Annotated in this window: 16 protein-coding genes; 5 read left to right on the forward strand and 11 right to left on the reverse strand. The window is 69.4% G+C overall.

Features of this window, described 5'->3' with window-relative positions:
* From ACFR9S_RS06135 to carA, 5 genes are all read right to left on the reverse strand, one after another.
* Positions 1-562: hypothetical protein (locus tag ACFR9S_RS06135; protein WP_379818280.1), on the reverse strand; the 562-nt coding region annotated here is incomplete at its 3' end.
* Positions 563-606: 44 nt separating this feature from the next.
* The gene (gene msrB / locus ACFR9S_RS06140; protein WP_379731635.1) at positions 607-1,011 is read right to left on the reverse strand and encodes a peptide-methionine (R)-S-oxide reductase MsrB; all 405 of its coding nucleotides are present in this window, start codon (positions 1,009-1,011) and stop codon (positions 607-609) included.
* A gap of 532 nt (positions 1,012-1,543) precedes the next feature.
* The gene (locus ACFR9S_RS06145; protein ID WP_379731636.1) at positions 1,544-2,200 is read right to left on the reverse strand and encodes an HAD family hydrolase; all 657 of its coding nucleotides are present in this window, start codon (positions 2,198-2,200) and stop codon (positions 1,544-1,546) included.
* Between the two features lie 72 nt (positions 2,201-2,272).
* On the reverse strand, positions 2,273-4,048 hold the full coding sequence (locus ACFR9S_RS06150; RefSeq protein WP_379731637.1) for a Rieske (2Fe-2S) protein: 1,776 nt from the start codon (positions 4,046-4,048) through the stop codon (positions 2,273-2,275).
* A 98-nt stretch (positions 4,049-4,146) separates the two neighbouring features.
* Positions 4,147-5,205 (reverse strand): glutamine-hydrolyzing carbamoyl-phosphate synthase small subunit, encoded by a 1,059-nt coding sequence (gene carA / locus ACFR9S_RS06155; RefSeq protein ID WP_379731638.1) that lies wholly within the window; start codon positions 5,203-5,205, stop codon positions 4,147-4,149.
* 96 nt (positions 5,206-5,301) lie between these two features.
* Here carA and ACFR9S_RS06160 point away from each other — a divergent pair, with 96 nt between their 5' ends.
* The 3 genes from ACFR9S_RS06160 (at position 5,302) to ACFR9S_RS06170 (ending at position 7,157) form a co-directional block, all read left to right on the forward strand.
* Positions 5,302-5,718, forward strand: coding sequence for an Lrp/AsnC family transcriptional regulator (locus tag ACFR9S_RS06160; RefSeq protein ID WP_379731639.1), 417 nt, complete (start codon positions 5,302-5,304; stop codon positions 5,716-5,718).
* Positions 5,719-5,789: 71 nt separating this feature from the next.
* Entirely contained in the window at positions 5,790-6,473 is a 684-nt protein-coding gene (locus ACFR9S_RS06165; RefSeq protein ID WP_379818281.1) for a type 1 glutamine amidotransferase domain-containing protein, read from the forward strand.
* Between the two features lie 69 nt (positions 6,474-6,542).
* Positions 6,543-7,157 carry an NUDIX hydrolase gene (locus ACFR9S_RS06170; RefSeq protein ID WP_379732889.1) on the forward strand — a complete coding sequence of 205 codons (615 nt, stop codon included), beginning with the start codon at positions 6,543-6,545 and terminating at the stop codon, positions 7,155-7,157.
* Positions 7,158-7,641: 484 nt separating this feature from the next.
* Here ACFR9S_RS06170 and ACFR9S_RS06175 read toward each other — a convergent pair whose 3' ends face one another.
* The 4 genes from ACFR9S_RS06175 to ACFR9S_RS06190 are packed head-to-tail and all read right to left on the reverse strand — an operon-like array spanning position 7,642 to position 11,349.
* Entirely contained in the window at positions 7,642-7,896 is a 255-nt protein-coding gene (locus ACFR9S_RS06175; protein WP_379730669.1) for a hypothetical protein, read from the reverse strand.
* Positions 7,886-8,926, reverse strand: a complete 1,041-nt coding sequence (locus ACFR9S_RS06180) for a zinc-binding dehydrogenase (protein ID WP_379730670.1) — start codon at positions 8,924-8,926, stop codon at positions 7,886-7,888. The genes ACFR9S_RS06175 and ACFR9S_RS06180 overlap by 11 nt, the downstream gene beginning before the upstream one ends.
* A 51-nt stretch (positions 8,927-8,977) precedes the next feature.
* Positions 8,978-10,126: a capsule biosynthesis protein CapB gene (locus ACFR9S_RS06185; RefSeq protein ID WP_379730671.1), complete on the reverse strand. Its 1,149-nt coding sequence runs from the start codon at positions 10,124-10,126 to the stop codon at positions 8,978-8,980.
* On the reverse strand, positions 10,123-11,349 hold the full coding sequence (locus ACFR9S_RS06190) for a poly-gamma-glutamate biosynthesis protein PgsC/CapC (RefSeq protein ID WP_379730672.1): 1,227 nt from the start codon (positions 11,347-11,349) through the stop codon (positions 10,123-10,125). Before ACFR9S_RS06190 ends, ACFR9S_RS06185 begins: the two co-directional genes overlap by 4 nt.
* 162 nt (positions 11,350-11,511) lie before the next feature.
* Here ACFR9S_RS06190 and ACFR9S_RS06195 point away from each other — a divergent pair, with 162 nt between their 5' ends.
* Both ACFR9S_RS06195 and ACFR9S_RS06200 read left to right on the forward strand, forming a co-directional pair.
* The gene (locus ACFR9S_RS06195) at positions 11,512-12,165 is read left to right on the forward strand and encodes a MogA/MoaB family molybdenum cofactor biosynthesis protein (protein ID WP_379818282.1); all 654 of its coding nucleotides are present in this window, start codon (positions 11,512-11,514) and stop codon (positions 12,163-12,165) included.
* A 54-nt stretch (positions 12,166-12,219) separates the two neighbouring features.
* Entirely contained in the window at positions 12,220-14,091 is a 1,872-nt protein-coding gene (locus ACFR9S_RS06200; protein WP_379732505.1) for an acetyl-CoA carboxylase biotin carboxylase subunit, read from the forward strand.
* 458 nt (positions 14,092-14,549) lie between these two features.
* Here ACFR9S_RS06200 and ACFR9S_RS06205 read toward each other — a convergent pair whose 3' ends face one another.
* Positions 14,550-14,996 carry a UPF0179 family protein gene (locus ACFR9S_RS06205; protein WP_379732897.1) on the reverse strand — a complete coding sequence of 149 codons (447 nt, stop codon included), beginning with the start codon at positions 14,994-14,996 and terminating at the stop codon, positions 14,550-14,552.
* A gap of 57 nt (positions 14,997-15,053) precedes the next feature.
* On the reverse strand, positions 15,054-15,440 hold the full coding sequence (locus ACFR9S_RS06210) for a DUF5820 family protein (protein WP_379732895.1): 387 nt from the start codon (positions 15,438-15,440) through the stop codon (positions 15,054-15,056).
* Positions 15,441-15,606: the final 166 nt, after the last annotated feature.

Genomic DNA, 15,606 nt, shown 5'->3' on the forward strand with positions numbered 1-15,606 from the left:
CCGCCAGATAGCCGCCCAGTAGCGTCGTCCCGACGGCCGCGAGGGCGCGCTCGCCGCCGAGCGCGTACCGGAGCGCGCCCTGAATCAGCCCGTGGTAGAGCAGCGCCATCCCCGCCACGAACAGCGCGATCCGGGCGAGCGTGCGGACGGTGAAGACGCTGCCCGGGTCGGCGAGCGTCGACGCGACGTGGTCGATCCCCGTGCCCGTCCGGAGCGCGAGGAGGGCGAAGGGGAGCGTGGCGAGGAGCACCGTCCCGGCCACGGCGGCGCCGACGACCCGTGCCTCCTCGCGGTCGGGTATCGACACCGGGAGCGACTGCCCCCGCCACGCCGCGTACGACGCCGCGAGCACGCCCATCCAGAGGAGGACGAGTGCGCTCCGGACGAGCAGCAGCGACGTGTCGCTGTCGAGGAAGTACGGGTCGAGGGCGTCGTCGAGGAGCACCGTCCCGGCGGCGAAACCGAGCAACAGCGTGACGACGATCCCCAGTTCGACGGCGACCGCGCGCCGGCACAGCGTGTCGAGGGGCGCAGGGGCTGCCGTTCGCTGGTCGGAGCTCATAACTGCGGCCGACGGGAGGGTCGTAAAAATAGCTTCCCGTGGCCCTACTGTCCGTCCTCGAACTCCAGCGCGACCGAGTTGATGCAGAACCGCTTCCCGGTCGGCTCGGGACCGTCGCTGAACACGTGGCCGAGGTGGCCCTCACAGGTGGCGCAGACGACCTCGGTGCGGGTCATCCCGTGGCGACGGTCCTCGCGGGTCTCGACGGCGTCGTTCTCGGCGGCGTAGAAGCTGGGCCAGCCGCAGCCGGCGTCGAACTTCGTCTCGGAGTCGAAGAGGATCTCGCCACAGCCTTTGCAGCGGTAGACGCCGTCGTCGTCGCGGTCGACGTGTTCGCCGCTGAAGCGCGCCTCGGTGCCGCGCTCGCGGAGGATCTCGTACTCCTCGTCGGTGAGTTCCTCGCGCCATTCGGCGTCGGACTTCTCGGCTTTCGCGTCGGACTCGCTCATGGGTGGTGTTGGGGCTGTACGGGTCTAATGCTTCCGCCGATTTAGTGGATGAGTGGTTCGTAGGTGCTTGACGGTACGTGGTTGCTGTGGCAGCGACGGTAGTTGGCTACCGCGACGGCAACAGCATCTCGATGCTTGGCCACTTGTACCGCAACCGCGGCCGCACAGCACCGCGATGGTCTTCCCCTCATCCTCCCCACGGGCTCGCCGACAGGTGGCGAGCCCTCGCGTCCACCGCTACCGCACCGCGGTTGCTGTCGGCGCGAAAGCGCTCGCGCCGCTGTGCGCGAGCGAGCGCGAGGGACGAGCGAGCGAACGGAGCGAGTCGGCTGGGGAGGTCTGAGGCTGCGGCGCAGTGCGGTCGCAAGTGGTCTACGAACGAGATGCTGTCGCGGTCGCTGTTCCCGTCTCGAACGCAGTCACGGTCGCTGTTCCCGCACCCAACGGCTCGTGCCCCATCACGACTATCCGCCAGACCCACAGCAGCCGCTCCTCCGTCGACGCTCGCGGCAAACCGAACGTCCGAGAAGAACTACCGACAGAGCGCCCGCACGTCGTGCAGATCGTCGACCACGTGATCGGGCTGGACCGATAGCTCGTGGTGACGGCGGTGGGGGCGACGGATGAACGCCGACTCGACGCCGGCGTTGACCGCCGCGGTAATGTCGCTCTCCCGGTCGCCGACGTACAGCGCGTCCTCGGCGTCCAGATCCGCGAGTGCTTTCTCGAGGAAGTGCGGGTCGGGCTTCTTCCGGCGCAGGTCCGAGATCGTCGGCTGCCGGCCGTAGGCGGTGTCGAACAGCCCCGAGACGCCGTAGTGCTCGAGCAGGAAATCAACCGTCTCCTGTTGGTTCGAACTCACCACGCCCATCGGGAGATCGAGATCCGACAGCGTCGACACGTCGTCGAACAGCTGCTTCCCGCCGGCGTGGACGTGCTCGCGCTGTGCCTCGTGGGACGCACGATCCCGCACCCGCCAGAACTCCTCGACAGAGAGACCGTACCGCTCGCAGACTTCCGACAGCGACTCCGGCGTCACACCGACGACGACCTCCTCGACGTGCTCGGGATCGGGGTCGTCGACCCCGGCCTCCTCGAACGCACGCCAGGCGGCCTCCTGCAGCACGTCGTAGTCGGTGGTGTCCACCAGAACGCCGTCGTTGTCGAACACGACCGCGTCGTAGCTCATACGTAATAGACGCGAACGGCGGTGAAAAGCCTTGTGTGGGCCGAAACAGGTGGGGCGGCCCGCCGGCGGCACTCAGTCGTCCGCGGCCCCCTCCGCCCCGCTCTCCTCGTGAATCCGCTCGCCGCGGTGGAGCCGCGACGCGATGGAGTACGTCTGCTCGCGCTCCCGCCGGGTCGGGTAGTGCGCCGCGAGGTAGCGCGCGACCGCCGTCGCGAGCACCCGCCGCTCGTCGGGATCGTCCCGGAGGTCGAACTGCCGGAGTCCGGCCTCCAACGCCTGGAACGTGTGAAAGCCCGTATCCTCCCGGAGCAGCGCGCCGCCGAGTTCGGCCTTCAGGCGCTCGGGATCGCCGCCGGCGTCGAGGAAGTTCGCCGCGTGCGTGCCGGCGGCGTTCACCTCGCCCTCCATCTCGAAGCAGTGCAGGAGTTCCTGAAGCTCTTCGTCGGGATCAGCGCTCTCGTCGACCGACGGTTCGGGCGCTGGCGGCGTGTTGAGGAAGCGATCGAGGTAGACGTTCGTCGCCGCGTCGTACACCCCGCGGTAGAGTTCGGTCGTGGGCGCGCGCTGGGCCGCGCGGTGGACCGCGTTCGCGTAGGTGAACGTGTGGTGGACCGTGTTCCAGTCGTTGAACTCGTTGGCCGTCGAGAACTGCGCGACGCGCTTGCCCGCCGCGAACGCGACCGCGCGGGCCAACTCCTCGACGGTCGCCCCCCCGCGGATCGCGTCGTCCAGCGCTTCGTACACCGCCTCCGGCTCCTCGCTGTGAAGGCGGTCGGTGAAGTCGTCGGGTTCGGTCCAGCTTTTCCCTTCACCCTCGGCAACCATCTCGTCCAGTCGCTCAAACGACTCGGCACTGCGGCCCGCGAGATCGTCGGGCTGGCGCCACGAGGAAAGCTCCTCGCTGCGTTCCGCGGTCGCGAGCCCGCGCACCAGCGACGCCAGCACGTCCGCCGTCTCGGGATGGTCCCAGCCCACGTGGTCCAGCGCCTCCGTCGCCTTGTTCAGGTGGTCGAACCGGTGGCCGGTGTCGAGGTAGCGGTGATCGGTCGCCGCCGCCGTGAGCATCTCGGTCAGCTGTTCGGGCGTGCAGTCGGCGGCGACGGCGGTCCGCAGCACGCGCTCGGCGCCGTCGGCGTCCCGCACCTCGACGTTCTCCCGGAACCACGCCTTCAGCCGCGAGAACGGCACGTCCGTCGCCTCGAACGCCTCCTGATCGAACTTCGGCGGCTGGTCGGCGCAGTCGCTCGCGACCTGCACGAGCCCCTGGTAGAGCGCGCGCTCCCGATCCGCCTCGTCGAGGTCGGGCAGTCGGTTCATCAGGGCGGTCAGGATCGTCAGCCCGGAGCTCCAGCCGCCCTCGCGGTACTTGGTGCCGAAGACGGTCGCCGTCTCGAACGGCTCGACGGGGTTCACGTCGGCTCGGAGCAGCCCGATCGCGGATTTCGCGAGTACGAGTCTGAGGTTCTGCTCCAGCCCGTCCTCCAGTCGCTCGGCCCAGTGGACCGCCGGCGGTTCGTCGCGCTGCGGGTCGGGGTCGACGTAGACGGTACCGTCGACGACCTCGACGGGGTAGCTCTCCACGTCGTCGGCCCACGGGTCGAACGTGTCGCCACAGGAGAGTTCGAAACGGGCGTGGTGCCACTCGCAGGTAAGCACGCCCTCGTCGACGCTCCCCTCCGAGAGGGGAAAGCCCATGTGGGGACAACGGTTGTTGACCGCGCGGAACTCGCCCTCGTGGTGGAACACGACGACGGGAGTGCCGTCGGCGCTCGCGACGGTCCGACCTTCCTCCCGCAGCGTCGATTCGTCGGCGACCGCGACGTAGCCGTCGGGGACTGTGGCAGCCATACCCACGGCTGGGGGCGAGAGCGACTAAAGCGTATCCTGAAGAACGTTTTACCGAGTCGTCCTGCCGAGGACGGAATCAGTGCGGTGCTCCCGACCGCTCAGTCGGAGGCGACCGCGGGCGCGTGGTTCTCGGCCATCTCGAGCACGTCGTCGAAGAAGTCCAGCGAGTCGTGGGGACCGGGGTTGGCCTCGGGGTGGTACTGGCGCGTAATCACGTCGATCCCGACGCCCTCCAGCCCCTCGGCGGTGCCGTCGTTGACGTTGACCTGCGTGACCGCGAGCTCGCCGGGGTCGGCGACGCTGTAGCCGTGATTCTGGGTCGTCATGATCACGCGGTCCGTCTCGAGGTCGCGCACCGGCTGGTTCAGGCCGCGGTGGCCGAACTCCATCTTCTCGGTCTCGCCGCCCAGCGAGCGGGCGACGACCTGCTGGCCCAGACAGATGCCCGCGATCGGGAGCTCGCCCGCGAACTCGTCGACGACCTCGCCGGCGGCCTCGAAGTTCGCCGGGTCGCCCGGGCCGTTCGAGACGAACACCAGATCCGGCTCGACTGCGGCCACCTCCTCCGGCGTCGAGTCGTAGGGCAGGACGTGCACCTCGGCGTCGCGGGCGGTGAGGGAGTCGACGATCGACTGCTTCGCGCCGCAGTCCAGCAGCGCGACGGTGAGTCCGTTGCCCTCGTACACCTGCGGTTCGTCGACGCTGACCTGTGCGCCGATGTCGGTGTGCTCGCTCATCTCGACGCACTGCTCCAACTGTGCTTTGGCCTGTTCGGGCGTCGCGTCGGGACCGGCGGCGACGCCACACCGCATCGCCCCCTGCTCGCGGATCGAGGTGACCAGATCCCGCGTGTCCACCGCGTCGATCGCGGGGATCCCCTCGCGTTCGAGCCAGTCGGCCACGTCGTCGGTGAACTCGTGTGCGACGGCGACTCGGGGCTGGACCGAGTCGGACTCGAAGCGCTCCTCCCGGACGCCGTAGTTCCCGATCAGCGGGTAGGAGAACGTCAGCGCCTGCTCGGCGTAGGAGGGGTCGGTCAGGCTCTCCTCGTAGCCGGTGTAGGCGGTCGTGAACACCAGCTCGCCCCGGCCCGTGCCGGGGGCACGCGAGCGTCCCTCCACGACACGACCGTCGGCCAGCGCGATGTACGCACTCATTACGAGATACGTACTCATCGTTCCGTATAACTGTGTCGTTCGAAGTTTTCCTACGAAATTCGTAATCGGTATGACGGAGGCGCCCCAGGGAACTGTATGGACGAACTCGATCGGGAGATCCTGAACATCCTCCGGCGGGACGCCCGGACGCCCTACACCGAGATCGCCGAACGGGTGGGGACCAGCGAGGGGACGGTCCGGAACCGCGTGGAGGGGATGGTCGAGGAGGGCGTGATCGAACGGTTCACCGTGACCACCCGGACCGGGAACGTGAAGGCGATGATCGAGATCTCGGTCGCGATGGACGTGAACACCGACGAAGTGGGCAAGCGGCTGGCGGAGTGGGACGAGGTGGACTTCGTCTGGCAGGTCTCCGGCGAGGACGACATCGTGCTGGTCGTCGACTGCGTGGACACCCGCGCGGTGAACGAACTCATCTCGCGGGCCCGCGAGCAGGAGGAGGTCGAGGAGAGCACCACCCGGCTGATCCTCGACGAACGGCTCGGCACCTAAAGCCCTCCGGCGGGCGGATCGCGTGCCACGGCGGGAGCGCTTTTCCCTCGCAGTCCCCGACTGTCGAGTGCATGACCGACGCGCTATTCATCGTCAGCGAGGAAGGCTACTGGGCCGAGGAGTGTATCGACCCGCTCACCACACTGGACGACGCCGGCGTCGACGTGACCGTCGCGACGCCGACGGGCGAGCCGCCGGTCGTCGACGAGCGCTCGCTCGACCCCGAGGACATCGGCGAGGAGGAGGCAGACCGTCTCCGCGAGATCCACGAGACCGACGAGCGGCTCAACGACCCGCTCGCGGTGGCCGACGCCGAGCCGGCGGGCTACGACGCGGTGGTGCTCCCCGGCGGCCACGGCACCATGTGGGACATCAATCAGGACAAGCACGCCCGCGCCGCGCTGCGCCACGCCTTCGAGGGCGAGTACGGCACCGCGCTGGTCGTCTGCCACGCGGTCGGGATCCTCGCGTTCACCCGCGACAGCGACGGCGAGTTCCTCGCCGCCGGCCGGGACGTGACCGGCTTCCCGAACGCGTGGGAGGAGGGGATCGTCGACGAGCGCGACCTGTTCGAGGGGCGGAAGCTCCCCTACTGGGTCGAGGACGAAGTGAAGACTGTCGGCGCGAACTGGGACGCCGAACTCGACGCCGACACGTCCGTCACCGTCGACGGCGATCTGGTGACGGCTCGCGGCCCCGGCTCCTCCCACGAGGCCGGGCTGACGCTGCTGGAGGAGCTGGGCATCGACGCCTGAGCACGCCGACCGCGGTCCGCGCCGCCGAGCATCGAAGCGACCTTACCCCCGGTGGCCAATGACCCCCGTATGAGCACCGAGAACGCCGACGCGGGCGGGGGTACCGAACCCCACCCCAACGCAGCGCAGGACGTGGTCGCCGTCGACGGCGACGACGAGCCGACCGGACTCGCCAACCGTCTGGACGCCCACACCGGCGAGGGGCAGCGCCACCGCGCCTTCACCGCGCTGGTGTTCGACGAGGAGGGCCGGATTCTGCTCGCCCAGCGCGCCGCGAACAAGCGCCTCTGGGACACCCACTGGGACGGGACGGTCGCCTCCCATCCCGTCGAGGGACAGAGCCAGATCGAGGCCACGAAGCAGCGACTGGAGGAGGAACTCGGCGTCACGCCGGACCAGTACGACGACCTCGAAGTGACCGACCGCTTCGAGTACAAGCGCCGCTACGAGCGCGAGGGGCTGGAGTGGGAGGTCTGTGCCGTGCTGCAGGTGACGCTGACCGACACCACGCTCGATCCGGACACCGAGGAGATCGAAGGGCTGCTCTGGGCGGACTACGACCTGCTGTACGAGCATCCCGAGTGGTACCGCCAACTGCGGCTCTGTCCGTGGTTCGAGATCGCGATGCGCCGGGATCAGGAGGGCGAGACTGTTTCCGACGGCGAGGTCGGCTTCGAGCGATAAGTAGTGGTCGGCGGCCGCTTCTTTGGGGGACAACGGACAGCGACTGCGAACGGCGTCTCGATTAGTAATCGCCGGACAGCGACCGCGAACAGCAACCGCAGTTCGATCGTTGGCACCTTGTGACCGCGGCCGCGCCGCACAGCCCACACACCTCCCCAGCCGATTCGCTCCCTCACTTCGTCCGGTCGCTCATCCCTCGCGCGCTCGTTCGCGCACGGAGGCGCTCACGTCGCGCGCCACCACCGGCCGCGGTCGCGGTGGACGCCTCGCGCCGGCGATTCGTCGCCGGCGCGGGGGGAGGGGTGGGGACTCCGTGCTGTGCCGGGCCTCGTGCCCGGGACTTCGCGGTTACAAGTGGTCTACGAACGAACTGCTGTTGCCGTCGCGGTTTCGGTCGCCGTCGCGGTTGCTGTCACCGTCGTAGTCACTGGTCCAGTAGCCGACGACCTGAGCGACCCCGAAAACCGACGAAAAACGCCCGAATCTACTCCTTCATCGCCCAAACCCCGACAACACCCAACAGCAGCGCCGGAATGAACGGCAGCGCCAGCATCGCCACCATGAACGGCACGTGATCCGCCAACAGCGTCGGGTACAGGTAGATTATCCCCGGGATCACCAGCGTCGCCAGCGCGACCACGACGACGAGCAGCGTGCCGCTGGGGCCGCCGCCGTCGCCGTCCGACTCGCCCTCGACGCTGCCGGCCGTGTGGGTGTAGCCGTCGTCCTCAGAGCTCACTGTCGGGCTTTAGCACCACCTTCCCAAAGCCCTCCCGGTTCTCCAGCATCTCGTGGCCGCGGGCGGCCTCGGACATCGGGACCACCTCCCGGATCCGCGGCTCGAACGTCCCATCCCAGACGAGTGAGAGGGCGTCGTCGGCCTCGCCGGGGGTGGCCATCGTCGAGCCGAGCACGGAGAGCTGGTTCCAGAAGATGCGGTTCACGTCGGTGTGAGGCTGCCCGCCGGCGGTGGCGCCGCAGGTCACCAGCTTTCCGCCCTTCGCGAGCGAGGCCAGCGAGTCGGACCACGACTCGCCGGCGACGTGATCGACCACCACGTCGACGCCGCGCTTGCCCGTGAGGTCGCGGATCCGGTCGGCATAGTTCGTCTCGGTGTAGTCGATGACGTGGTCGGCGCCGCAGTCCGCCGCGTAGCCCAGTTTCTCCTCGGTGGAGGCGGTCGCGTACACCTCGTCGGCGACGTGGTCGGCGATCTGGACCGCCGCGTGGCCCACGCCGCCGGAGGCGCCGAGCACGAGCACCGAGTCGGTCGGCGAGAGGTCGGCGCGGGTGACGAGCATCCGCCACGCGGTCTGGAACACCAGCGACGCGGAGCCGGCGACTTCCCAGTCGACGCCCTCCGGGACCGGAACGAGGTTGTCCGCCGGGACGGTGGCGTACTCCGCGTGGACCCCGGGGCGGTGCTCGCCGATGATCTGGTAGCGCACGCACATCGACTCCTCGCCGTCGCGGCAGAACTCACAGCGACCGCAGGCGACGCCCGCCGACACCGCCACGCGGTCGTTCTGCTCGAACCGCTCGACGTTCTCCCCAACCTCGACGACGACGCCCGCCGCGTCGCTGCCGGGCGTGTGGGGCATCGACAGATCGATACCGGGCATCCCCCGCCGGGTCCACACGTCGAGGTGGTTCAGCGCCGCGGCCTTCACGTCGATTTTGACCTCGTCGGGGCCGGGGGTCGGATCGGGGATTTCGTCGTACTGGATCACGTCGTGGCCGCCGTGGCCGTGGAACTGGACCGACTTCATGGCCGGAGCGTTGACGGCCGGACGCCATAATTGGTCGGGGCGGCGGGTCGCTCACTCGACCGCGCGCCGGTCGATCGCTCCGGTGAGTTCCCGCATGAACGTCGCGACGGTGTTCCCCATCAGGAACACCGGGTAGCCGTCGTCGAGGCATCGATCGAGCACGCGATCCGCCGGCATGGACTCGTCGTGGTGGACAAACTCGGCGTCGACGCGCCGCTCCAGCAGTCGGGCGTGCGAGCCTGCCACGTGGACGCGACCGACGAGGTCGTGCTCGGCGAGCCACGTGAGGTAGTGGACGAACGCCACGGTCCGGCCGGCCCGATCCCGGCGCGTGTAGACGAACGGCGTGATCGTTGGCTCCTCGAGGCGCTCGACGAGGAACTGCCGGAGGAGTTCGGTCGACTCGATATCGTTCATCATCGCCCCGTTCGCGACGAGTCCACCGCCCGCCAGCCGCCGCCACCCCCACTCCGAACGGAGATTCTCGACGTAGGACTCGATCCGGGCCGGCGGCAGCGGGTCGAGGCCGAGGCTGCGCAGCACCTCGTCGACGGCGAACGCCGACCGCGCGCCGAACACGTCCTCGAAGGGGGAGTCGGGTCGCGGCTCGGCGACGGTGAACGCGTTCCCCGTCTTCTCGAACTCCCGCCGGAGGTAGTCGTTGATGGCGTCGTTGCGGTCGGCGCTGATCACGTGGGCGTCCTCCGGGACCGTGCGGGTGAACACGCGGGCGATGTCGGTGAGCTCCGCGCCGAGCGTCGACTGGTGGTCCCGCCGGACGTTGAGAATGACGACGACCTGCGGGTCGAACAGCTCGTTCGCGAGCCGCGTCGTGTACTCGCGGATCCCCTGATTCTCCGCGACGACCGCGTCGACGGGGGCGTACTTCCGGAGTTCCCGTTCGTTCTCGTACAGCCGGGTCGGCCCGCTCCGGGGGATCTCGTGCTTCTCGCGGTTGCGGTAGGAGAACGATCGATCGCCCGTGACCTTGGCGTACGTCTCGAACCCGCGATCGACGAGCACCTCGTTGAGCCAGCGGACGACCGTCGACTTCCCTCGGACGCCGGAGACGGTCACCCGGATCGGCGTCCGTTCGACCCGCTCGTAGTGTGACCGTCCGCGGTCCGCGACGTGTCGGACGGACCGGATCGAGTCGCCGACCGATCGTCGAAGCCGCGAGAGGAGGCCGCTCCCGGTCATCGCTCTTCCTCCGTCTCCGCGACCAGCGGGGAGTCGTCGATGTCGGCGCCGTCGACCGAGACGTTCGCGAACACCGACTCGCGGGCGAACGCCGCCGCGTCGGGGATCGACGCCTCGAGCCGGCGGAGTTCGACGGCGGCGAGGCCGACGACGACGATCCCGACGAGGGCGTACGGGACGGGATGGTCGGAGATCAGCCCGCTCGGGGGGACGTCGACGAGGACGTAGATGGTGGCGTAGAACATCGCGAACAGGGCGGCGGAGATCCGGATGTGCGCGCGGCGGTTCGCCGGCGTGACCCGGTGGAGGTTGTACGCGCCGATACCGACGAACAGGCCGACGAAGAACAGCGTGATCCCCGGGGCGGAGACGGGCCGGAGCACGCCGATCACCAGGACGTAGAGGACGCCCAGCGCGAGCGAGAGCGCGAGGAGCACCCGCCCGTACAGCAGCGTCACCCAGTGGACGTAGGAGAGGAGGAAGAACACCGCGGTCGCCCCGATCACGTACACGGCGATCGCGGGGCCGTACCGGACGCTGAACACGGCCAACAGCGGGACGATGATGATTCCCGCGAGGCGGTGGTCGTACCGCTTCCGGAACCCCTCGTAGATCGCGACGTCGACGAGCAGCAGCGAGACCGAGAGCCAATTCGGGGTGACCGGGGGGTGGGCCGTCCCGCGGGAGTCGATCCCGATCCAGTCGACGAAGTCGCTGGTCGGCAACGCCAGCACGGGCGGCGTCGGCGACCCGACGCGCGCGAGGATCACCAGCGAGAGCGCCCCGACGGCCACGAGGCCGGCGTAGCAGCCGGCCATCGCGAGGAGGTCGGCCCGGCGGTTCTCGGGTGCGAGCCGCATCAGGTTGTACGCGGTAACGCCGGGGAAGATGCTGGCGATCACCTCGGCGTTCTCGAAGGGGAGCCGCGCCGGGAGGAGTTGGGAGACGACGAAGCCGACCGCGACCGTCGCGATCGCGCCCACGCCGACGGCGGCGAGGAAGAGCCGCCGGCCGTAGTTGAGCGTGTACTCCCTGAGCGCCCAGAGGGCACACCACGCGGCGGCGGTGCCGCTCACGAAGATGACGGGCGAGAGCGGCTCCCGGAGCGTGTAGATGACGAGCAGCGGGACCACCATCACGCCGCCCAGCCGGTAGCCGTACGCCTGTGACAGGAACGCGACGATCCCCAGACCGGCGATCATCACGAGGCTGGCGGCGATCATGAATCTCTCAGACGCGACGTTGGGGGAGACGTATTAAGCCGTTTGCTCATTGTTCCGGAGCGACGCGTCGGTACGTATCCGGCGGCCGGCGCGCCGGACGAGGGGGACCACGGCGAACCGCGAGCGCCCGGAGTTTTGTGTCCCCCGGTCGGAGGCCCAGCCATGAGCGACGATCACGGACACGCCCACGACGATCCGGGAACCGACGACCACCACCACCACGACCGCGACCACCTCGGCGTCGCGGTGCTCACCGTCTCCTCCTCGCGCAGCCTCGACGAGGACCCCGCCGGCGACCAGATCGCCGACGCCTTAGAGAGCGCCGGCCACGGGATCACGACCCGCGATCTGGTGCCGGACGACTACGACAAAGTGCAGGCCACCGTCGAGCGGTTCGCCGGCCGCGACGACACCGACGCCGTGGTCACGACCGGCGGCACCGGCGTCACGCCCGACGACGTGACCGTCGAGGCCGTCGAACCGCTGCTCGCGAAGGAGCTGCCGGGGTTCGGCGAGCTGTTCCGGCGGCGCTCCTACGAGGAGATCGGCACGATGGTCGTCGCGACGCGGGCGACCGCCGGCGTCGCCGACGGCGTCCCCGTGTTCTGCCTGCCCGGGAGCGAGAACGCCGCCGCGCTGGGCGCGGAGCTGATCGTCTCGACCGCCGGCCACCTCGCGGGGCTGGCGAGCCGGGACGAGGAGGGTGGCACCCACGAACACGACGGCGACGGGCACGAACACGCCGACGGGGAGGACGAACACGGCGACGAGAAGCACGAACACGGGGAAGGCGGCGCCGACGGGCACGACCACTGACGCTCGGTCCGGACCGACAGAATCACGTCGGACCTGCGAGAACCCCCTCCAAGAATGTTCGACAAGGTGCTCGTCGCGAACCGCGGTGAGATCGCGGTCCGAGTCATGCGCGCCTGCGAGGAACTGGGCGTCGACACCGTCGCGGTGTACTCCGAGGCCGACAAACACGGCGGCCACGTCCGCCACGCCGACGAGGCGTACAACGTCGGCCCCGCCCGCGCGGCCGACTCCTACCTCGACCACGAGGCCGTGATCGAGGCCGCGGAGAAGGCCGGCGCCGACGCGATCCACCCCGGCTACGGCTTCCTCGCGGAGAACGCCGAGTTCGCCGGCAAGGTCGAGGCCCACGACGACATCACGTGGGTCGGCCCCGCGGCGGACGCGATGGAGCAGCTCGGGGAGAAGACCAAGGCCCGCCAGACGATGCGGAAGGCCGACGTGCCGATCGTCCCCGGGACGACCGAGCCTGCCGAGAGCGCCGAGGAGGTCAAGGCGTTCGGCGAGGAGCACGGCTACCCCGTCGCGATCAAGGCCGAGGGTGGCGGCGGCGGCCGCGGGATGAAGATCGTCGAGGGGCCGGAGGAGGCCGAGGACCAGTTCGAGAGCGCCAAACGCGAGGGCGAGGCGTACTTCGACAACGCCAACGTCTATCTCGAGCGCTACCTCGAGAACCCCCGGCACATCGAGGTGCAGATCCTCGCCGACGAGCACGGCAACGTGCGCCACCTCGGCGAGCGTGACTGCTCGCTCCAGCGCCGCCACCAGAAGGTGATCGAGGAGGGGCCGAGCCCCGCACTGACCGAGGAGCTTCGCGAGGAGATCGGCGCGGCCGCCCGCCGCGGCGCCGACGCCGCCGGCTACTACAACGCCGGGACGTTCGAGTTCCTCGTCGAGGAGGAGGACCGCGACGCCGAGAGCGGTGAGCTGCTCGGCCCGGACGCGAACTTCTACTTCCTCGAGGTCAACACCCGGATTCAGGTCGAGCACACCGTCACCGAGGAGCTGACGGGCATCGACATCGTGAAGTGGCAGCTCCGGGTCGCCGCCGGCGAGGAACTCACCTTCGAGCAGGAGGACGTGGACCTCTCGGGCCACGCGATCGAGTTCCGGATCAACGCCGAGCACGCCGACGAGGAGTTCCAGCCCGCAAGCGGCGGCACCCTCGAGACGTACGACACGCCGGACGGCATCGGCGTCCGCGTCGACGACGCGCTCTCGGAGGGCGACGAGCTGGTGACCGACTACGACTCGATGATCGCGAAGCTGATCGTCCACGCGAGCGACCGCGAGGAGTGCATCGCGCGCTCGAAGCGGGCGTTCGGCGAGTACGACATCGAGGGCGTGACCACCATCGGCCCGTTCCACCGGCTGATGCTCGACGACGAGGCGTTCGTCAACGGTACACACACCACGAAGTACCTTGACAACGAACTCGACCACGCCCGCATCGAGGAGGCCGTCGAGAAGTGGGGCACCGAGTCCACCGGCGACGAGGGCGAGGAGAGCGAGACCACCACGCGGGAGTTCACCGTCGAGGTCAACGGCAAGCGCTTCGAGGTGAACCTCGAGGAGGAGGGCGCGCCCGCGATCCCGACGCCCGAGACGAGCAGTAGCGGCGGTGGGAGTCGTCCCTCTGGCGCCGGCGGCAGCAGCGGCGGCAGCAGCGACGACGGCGGTTCCAGCGGCGGCGAGACGCCCGACGTCCCCGAGGGCGGCGAGTCCGTCGCCGTCGACATGCAGGGGACGGTGCTGTCGGTCGACGTGGAGGTCGGCGACGAGGTCGCGCCGGGCGACACCGTCGCGGTGCTCGAAGCGATGAAGATGGAGAACGACATCGACGCCGAGCGCGGCGGCACGGTGTCGCAGGTGCTGGTCGAGGAGGGCGAGAGCGTCGATATGGGCGACGTGCTCGTGGTGCTGGAGTAAGTCGGCAGTCTACGTTTTCGGGGCCCTCGTCAGTCGCTACGGTGGAATCTCGGTCGTTGTTGAGTGAAGAAGTAACCGCGACAGCGACAGCAGCTCGATGCTTGACCACTTGCGACCGCAGTGCGCCGGACACGAGGTCCGGCGCAGCACCGAGTCCCCACCCCTCCCCCCGCCGGCGCCGACATTGGCGCCGGCGAGGCGTCCACCGCCACCGCTGCCGCCGGTGGCACGCGACGTGAACGCGACGGCGCGAACGAGCGCGCGAGGGACGAGCGAGCGTATGCGAGCGAGTCGGCTGGGGAGGTTCGAGGGCTGTGCGGCGCGGTCGCAAGTGGTCATGCTCACTCCGCGGTCGTGTTCACGGTAGAAACAGCGAAATACGCGGTACGCGAACCGTCCCAAACGACCTCACAGGAGGGAGCATCGGCAACGACAGAACCGCCGCAGAAACCGTAGAACTACTCAGACGGCGCCAACTCCACCTGCGTCAGATCACGATCCAACTGACACGTCTCGTGGGGCGGCTCGCCCTCGACCGCCTCGATCTGGTACTCCTCGTCGAAATCAGCCCCCAGCGGCACACACAACGGGTGCGAGGGACACTCCGAGTGGGGGCACTCCCCCGCCAGCTTCGCCTTGCTCCCCGAGTACGCGGACTTCGAGGGGACGTTCGCGGGGACCGAGGTAGGCTCGACCTCGACCGCCCGGACGCCCTCGTCGTGGACCGCACAATCGAGCACCTGCGTGTTCTCCCGCACGTCGACGACCTCGTAGCGGGTGCCGGCCTCGATGTTGAGACACTGGCTCCGGTAGGGACAGCCCTCACAGCCCGAGGCCTCCCCCTGATAAACGAACTCCTGTCCCGGTTCGGCGAGCCGGGCGCCGACGAGCGTAACGGTGGTCATGGGCGGACGTAGCTCCGCGGCGGGGTTAAGGCTCTCGCCCGGCCCCCCGATCCGGTTTCAGTCCGCTCGCCCGGTGCGCTCGTCCAACTCCGCGAGGTACGCCTCCCGGGGCTGCTGGTACGCCGCGCGGTAGTCGATCTCGCCGTTCGCGAACCGCTCGGCCACGTCGACCGCGGCATCGACGGCCGCCGCCCGGCTCTCCCGCGTCTCGTTCGTCAGTTCGATCTCCGGCTCCGCGAACAGCGTCGCGTGCCACTCCTCGGTAGCGTACTGGCCCGCGCCGGGGCGGTCCGCCCGCGAGCCGTTGGTGACGTAGATCGTCGGCAGACACGGCGCCGGGAACGCGTCGGCGTCGAACACGTCCGGACGGTAGGCGAGGATGACCCGGCCGTCCCGCTGCTCGGTCCAGACCGTCCAGGACTCCGGGAGGTCGTCGAGACCCATACCGGGGCTGGGCGGCGGAGGTGGATAGGCCTCTCGGCTCGCCCCGGCGGCCCGCTACCCGAACTGCAAAGCGGCCGCCGACCCCACGGCCGGCATGGAGACGGCCCTCTGGTGGGTCCGCAACGACGCCCGCCTGCACGACAACGCCGCCCTCGACGCCGCCGCC

Origin of the sequence: Halolamina salina (assembly GCF_042678005.1) — an archaeon.
Taxonomy (GTDB): domain Archaea; phylum Halobacteriota; class Halobacteria; order Halobacteriales; family Haloferacaceae; genus Halolamina; species Halolamina salina.

What these genes read in the sequence shown, in the direction of transcription:
- msrB (WP_379731635.1), bottom strand. Translation starts at nt 1,011, where the DNA reads ATGAGCGAGTCCGACGCGAAAGCCGAGAAGTCCGACGCCGAATGGCGC.
- ACFR9S_RS06145 (WP_379731636.1), bottom strand. Translation starts at nt 2,200, where the DNA reads ATGAGCTACGACGCGGTCGTGTTCGACAACGACGGCGTTCTGGTGGAC.
- ACFR9S_RS06150 (WP_379731637.1), bottom strand. Translation starts at nt 4,048, where the DNA reads ATGGCTGCCACAGTCCCCGACGGCTACGTCGCGGTCGCCGACGAATCG.
- carA (WP_379731638.1), bottom strand. Translation starts at nt 5,205, where the DNA reads ATGAGTGCGTACATCGCGCTGGCCGACGGTCGTGTCGTGGAGGGACGC.
- ACFR9S_RS06160 (WP_379731639.1), top strand. Translation starts at nt 5,302, where the DNA reads ATGGACGAACTCGATCGGGAGATCCTGAACATCCTCCGGCGGGACGCC.
- ACFR9S_RS06165 (WP_379818281.1), top strand. Translation starts at nt 5,790, where the DNA reads ATGACCGACGCGCTATTCATCGTCAGCGAGGAAGGCTACTGGGCCGAG.
- ACFR9S_RS06170 (WP_379732889.1), top strand. Translation starts at nt 6,543, where the DNA reads ATGAGCACCGAGAACGCCGACGCGGGCGGGGGTACCGAACCCCACCCC.
- ACFR9S_RS06180 (WP_379730670.1), bottom strand. Translation starts at nt 8,926, where the DNA reads ATGAAGTCGGTCCAGTTCCACGGCCACGGCGGCCACGACGTGATCCAG.
- ACFR9S_RS06185 (WP_379730671.1), bottom strand. Translation starts at nt 10,126, where the DNA reads ATGACCGGGAGCGGCCTCCTCTCGCGGCTTCGACGATCGGTCGGCGAC.
- ACFR9S_RS06190 (WP_379730672.1), bottom strand. Translation starts at nt 11,349, where the DNA reads ATGATCGCCGCCAGCCTCGTGATGATCGCCGGTCTGGGGATCGTCGCG.
- ACFR9S_RS06195 (WP_379818282.1), top strand. Translation starts at nt 11,512, where the DNA reads ATGAGCGACGATCACGGACACGCCCACGACGATCCGGGAACCGACGAC.
- ACFR9S_RS06200 (WP_379732505.1), top strand. Translation starts at nt 12,220, where the DNA reads ATGTTCGACAAGGTGCTCGTCGCGAACCGCGGTGAGATCGCGGTCCGA.
- ACFR9S_RS06205 (WP_379732897.1), bottom strand. Translation starts at nt 14,996, where the DNA reads ATGACCACCGTTACGCTCGTCGGCGCCCGGCTCGCCGAACCGGGACAG.
- ACFR9S_RS06210 (WP_379732895.1), bottom strand. Translation starts at nt 15,440, where the DNA reads ATGGGTCTCGACGACCTCCCGGAGTCCTGGACGGTCTGGACCGAGCAG.